At 64.1% G+C, this 4,376-nt stretch carries 4 protein-coding genes; all 4 read left to right on the top strand.

Annotation, left to right across the window (positions count from 1 at the left end; translation table 11 throughout):
* A partial coding sequence (locus tag VJ604_RS04400) for a shikimate dehydrogenase family protein (protein ID WP_414652390.1) occupies positions 1-523 on the top strand: 523 nt, incomplete at its 5' end.
* 67 nt (positions 524-590) lie between these two features.
* A complete protein-coding gene (gene pilB / locus VJ604_RS04395; RefSeq protein WP_324080166.1) occupies positions 591-2,297 on the top strand; it encodes a type IV-A pilus assembly ATPase PilB in 1,707 nt (568 codons plus the stop codon).
* Between the two features lie 15 nt (positions 2,298-2,312).
* Complete coding sequence (locus VJ604_RS04390; protein ID WP_324080165.1) at positions 2,313-3,407, top strand: type IV pilus twitching motility protein PilT; 1,095 nt, start codon at positions 2,313-2,315, stop codon at positions 3,405-3,407.
* A 34-nt stretch (positions 3,408-3,441) separates the two neighbouring features.
* On the top strand, positions 3,442-4,376 hold a 935-nt coding region (locus VJ604_RS04385), incomplete at its 3' end, for a type II secretion system F family protein (protein WP_324080164.1).

Here is a 4,376-nt window from a genome sequence, read left to right as displayed (position 1 = left end):
GCTGGCGGCGCTGGAGGGAAAACTCGGCTTCACCCCCTCCGGGCGCTCGGTGCTGGTGCTGGGAGCCGGCGGCGCCGCCCGCAGCGCACTGGTCTCACTGGCGCTGGCCGGCGCCGCCCGCATCGAGATCGTCAACCGCTCGCTGGAAAAGGGGGAGGAGCTCGCCGGGGAACTGGGGGGACGCCTCTCGGTCAGGCTCGCCGCCGCGAGACTGGAACGGCTCGCCGATGCCGGCTACCTCAAGGGGTTCGACCTGATCGTCAACACCACCTCGGTCGGCATGGCCGGCGACTCCTTCCCCGGCTTGAGCCTCTCCCACCTCAAGCAGGGAGCCGTCCTCTACGACATGGTCTACGCCCCGCCGGTCACCCCCCTCATGAGGGAAGCGGCCGCCTGCGGGGTCCGAAACGCCAACGGCCTGGGGATGCTGGTCGCCCAGGGGGAGGCGGCCTTCGCCATCTGGACCGGGGTGCGTCCACCCCCAGGTTGCATGGAGGGGGCGCTGGCGCCGCTCCTTCATTAGGTATCTCTTGACAACGCAGAAATAACCAAATACCATTCCTGGGTTACAAAAGCCCCGAGGTTTTCACATGCATGTAAGCAGACTGGGTGAACTGCTGGTCGGTCACAACCTGATCACCAAGGAGCAGTTGAAGAACGCGCTCGCCGAGCAGAAGGCGGCCGGCGGCAATCTGCGCCTGGGCTCCATCCTGATCCGCGATTCCCTGATCAGCGAGGCCGACCTCACCTCGTTTCTCTCCAAACAGTACGGCGTCCCCACCATCAACCTGGCCGACTACGACGTCGATCCCTCGGTTACCAAGATCATCCCCGCCGAGGTCGCCCACAAGTACCAGATCGTGCCGGTGAACAGGGCTGGTTCCACCCTGATCATCGCCATGAGCGACCCCTCCAACATCTTCGCCATCGACGACATCAAGTTCATGACCGGCTACAACGTCGAGGTGGTGGTGGTCGCCGAGAGCGCCATCAAGAGCGCCATCGACAAGCTCTACGACCAGAGCGCCTCGCTGGCGGACGTGATGAGCGACCTGGAGATGGAAGACTTCGAGGTGATGACCGACGACGAGGAGGTGGACGTCACCGCCCTGGAGCGGGCCACCGAGGACGCCCCGGTCGTCAAGCTGGTCAACCTGATCCTGACCGACGCCATCAAGAAGAAGGCTTCCGATATCCACATCGAGCCCTACGAGAGGAGCTTCAGGGTCCGCTACCGGATCGACGGCATCCTCTACGAGGTGATGAAGCCTCCCATGAAGCTGAAGAACGCCATCACCTCCCGCATCAAGATCATGAGCGAGCTGGACATCGCCGAGCGCCGGCTCCCCCAGGACGGCCGCATCAAGATCAAGCTCGGCCAGGGGAAGGACATGGACTTCCGGGTCTCGGTGCTCCCCACCCTGTTCGGCGAGAAGATCGTCCTGCGGCTTCTGGACAAATCGAACCTGCAGCTGGACATGACCAAGCTGGGCTACGAGCCGGACGCGCTGGCCGCCTTCCAGAAGGAGATCCACAAGCCGTTCGGCATGGTGCTGGTCACCGGCCCGACGGGGTCGGGCAAGACCGTCTCGCTCTACTCCGCGCTCTCCGAGCTGAACAAGGTCACCGAGAACATCTCCACCGCCGAGGACCCGGTCGAGTTCAACTTCGCCGGCATCAACCAGGTGCAGATGCACGAGGACATCGGTCTCAACTTCGCCGCGGCGCTCAGGGCCTTCCTTAGGCAGGACCCGGACATCATCATGATCGGCGAGATCCGCGACTTCGAGACCGCCGAGATCGGCATCAAGGCGGCCTTAACCGGCCACCTGGTGCTCTCCACCCTGCATACCAACGACGCCCCCTCCACCATCAACCGGCTCCTCAACATGGGGATCGAGCCGTTCCTGGTCGCCTCGGCGGTCAACCTGATCACCGCCCAGCGGCTCGCCCGCCGCGTCTGCTCCGAGTGCAAGCAGGTGGAGGAGGTGCCGGTGCAGTCGCTCATCCAGGCCGGCGTCCCGGCCCACCAGGCCCCCGGGGTGGTCTGCTACAAGGGGACCGGCTGCGCCAAGTGCAACGGCACCGGCTACAAGGGGCGTGTCGGCTTCTACCAGGTCATGCCCATGCTGGAGGGGATCCGCGAGCTGATCTTAAACGGGGCCAACACCGCCGAGATCAAGCGCGAATCGATGCGGCTGGGGGTCAAGACCATGCGCCAATCGGGGCTCACCAAGCTCATGGAAGGGGTCACCTCCTTCGAAGAAGTGCTGCGCGTCACCGTAGCGGACGACTAACAGAAGGATAAGCACATGCTCAACTTTCATCAGCTGTTGAAGGACCTGGTCGAGCGAGGTGGCTCCGACCTGCACATCACCACCAACACCTCCCCCCAGATCAGGATCGACGGCAAGCTCACCCCGATGGATATCCCGCCGCTCACCCCGGTGGAGACCAAGCAGCTCTGCTACAGCATCCTCACCGACTCCCAGAAGCACCGCTTCGAGGAAGATAACGAGCTCGACCTCTCCTTCGGCGTGAAGGGGCTCTCCCGCTTCCGCGGCAACATCTTCGTGCAGCGCGGCGCCGTGGCCGGCGTCTTCCGGGTGATCCCCTACAAGATCCTCACCTTCGAGCAGTTGGGGCTCCCCCCGGTGGTCAGGGCGCTGTGCGACAAGCCGCGCGGCCTGATCCTGGTCACGGGACCGACCGGGTCCGGCAAGTCCACCACGCTCGCCTCCATGATCGACCGCATCAACACCGAGCGGCGCGACCACATCGTCACCGTGGAGGACCCCATCGAGTACCTGCACCCGCACAAGGGGTGCATCGTCAACCAGCGCGAGGTGGGGGCCGACACCAAGAGCTTCAAGCACGCGCTCAAGTACGTGCTCAGGCAGGACCCGGACGTGGTGCTGATCGGCGAGCTCCGCGACCTGGAGACCATCGAGGCGGCGCTGACGTTAGCCGAGACCGGGCACCTCTGCTTCGCCACCCTGCATACCAACTCCTGCGCCCAGACCATCAACAGGATCATCGACGTCTTCCCCCCCTACCAGCAGACCCAGGTGAGGACCCAGCTCTCCTTCGTCCTGGAAGGGGTGCTCTCCCAGACCCTGATCCCGCGCGCCAACGGGCAGGGCCGCGCGCTGGCCCTGGAGGTGATGGTCCCCAACCCGGCCATCAGGAACCTGATCCGCGACGACAAGGTGCACCAGATCTACTCGCAGATGCAGGTGGGTCAGGATAAGTTCGGCATGCAGACCATGAACCAGTGCCTGATGGCGCTGCTCTCCAAAAAGATAATTTCGGTCGACGACGCGCTGGGGCGCTCCCCCGAGCCCGACGAGCTGAAGCAGATGCTCGCGCCGGGTGGGGCCGCGGTAGTGCGCAGACCGCTCAAGTAGCAGGGCCGGCTTGCCGGCAAAGGAGTAATCTCAGATGCCCAAGTTCAATTGGGAAGCCAGGAGCAAGGCGGGCGCCGTCCAGAAAGGGGTCATGGAGGCGGCCAACACCGCCCAGGTCGAAGCGCAGCTCAAGAAATACGGTTTCACCGGGATCACGGTCAAGGAGGCGGGGAAGGGGCTCAGCATGGAGCTCAAGCTTCCCGGCATGGGCAAGACCAAGATCGAGACCAAGGACCTGGTCGTCTTCACCCGCCAGTTCGCCACCATGATCGACTCCGGCCTGCCGCTGGTGCAGTGCCTGGACATCCTCGGCTCCCAGCAGGAGAACAAGACCTTCAAGGAGGTGCTCCTGAAGGTCAAGGAGAACGTGGAATCGGGCTCCACCTTCGCCGACGCCCTCGCGAAGCACCCCAAGGCCTTCGACCAGCTCTACGTGAACCTGGTGGCGGCCGGCGAGGTGGGCGGTATCCTGGACACCATCCTGAACCGCCTGGCCGCCTACATCGAGAAGGCGATGAAGCTCAAGAAGCAGGTGAAGGGGGCCATGGTATACCCGCTCACCATCATGGCCATCGCCGTGGTGGTGGTCGGCGTCATCCTGGTCTTCGTCATCCCGACCTTCGCCAAGATGTTCGCCGAATTCGGCGGCGAACTCCCGCTCCCCACCCGGATGGTCATCGCGCTCAGCGAGTTCATGACCAAGTACATCGTGGTGATCATCGCCGCCATGGTGGGGCTCAAGTTCGCCATCGGCAAGTACTACGCGACCCCCAAGGGGAGAAAGACCATCGACCGGCTGGCGCTGGGCGCCCCCATCGTCGGGCCGCTGGTCAGGAAGGTCTCGGTGGCCAAGTTCACCCGTACCCTGGGGACCATGATCAGCTCCGGCGTCCCCATCATGGACGGCCTGGAGATCGTGGCCAAGACCGCCGGCAACAAGATCGTCGAGGAGTCGATCTACAAGGTGCG

The sequence above is a fragment of the Geomonas sp. genome (assembly GCF_035254065.1).
In the GTDB taxonomy this organism is placed as follows: domain Bacteria; phylum Desulfobacterota; class Desulfuromonadia; order Geobacterales; family Geobacteraceae; genus Geomonas.
This window is presented reverse-complemented; position numbering and strand designations above follow the sequence as displayed.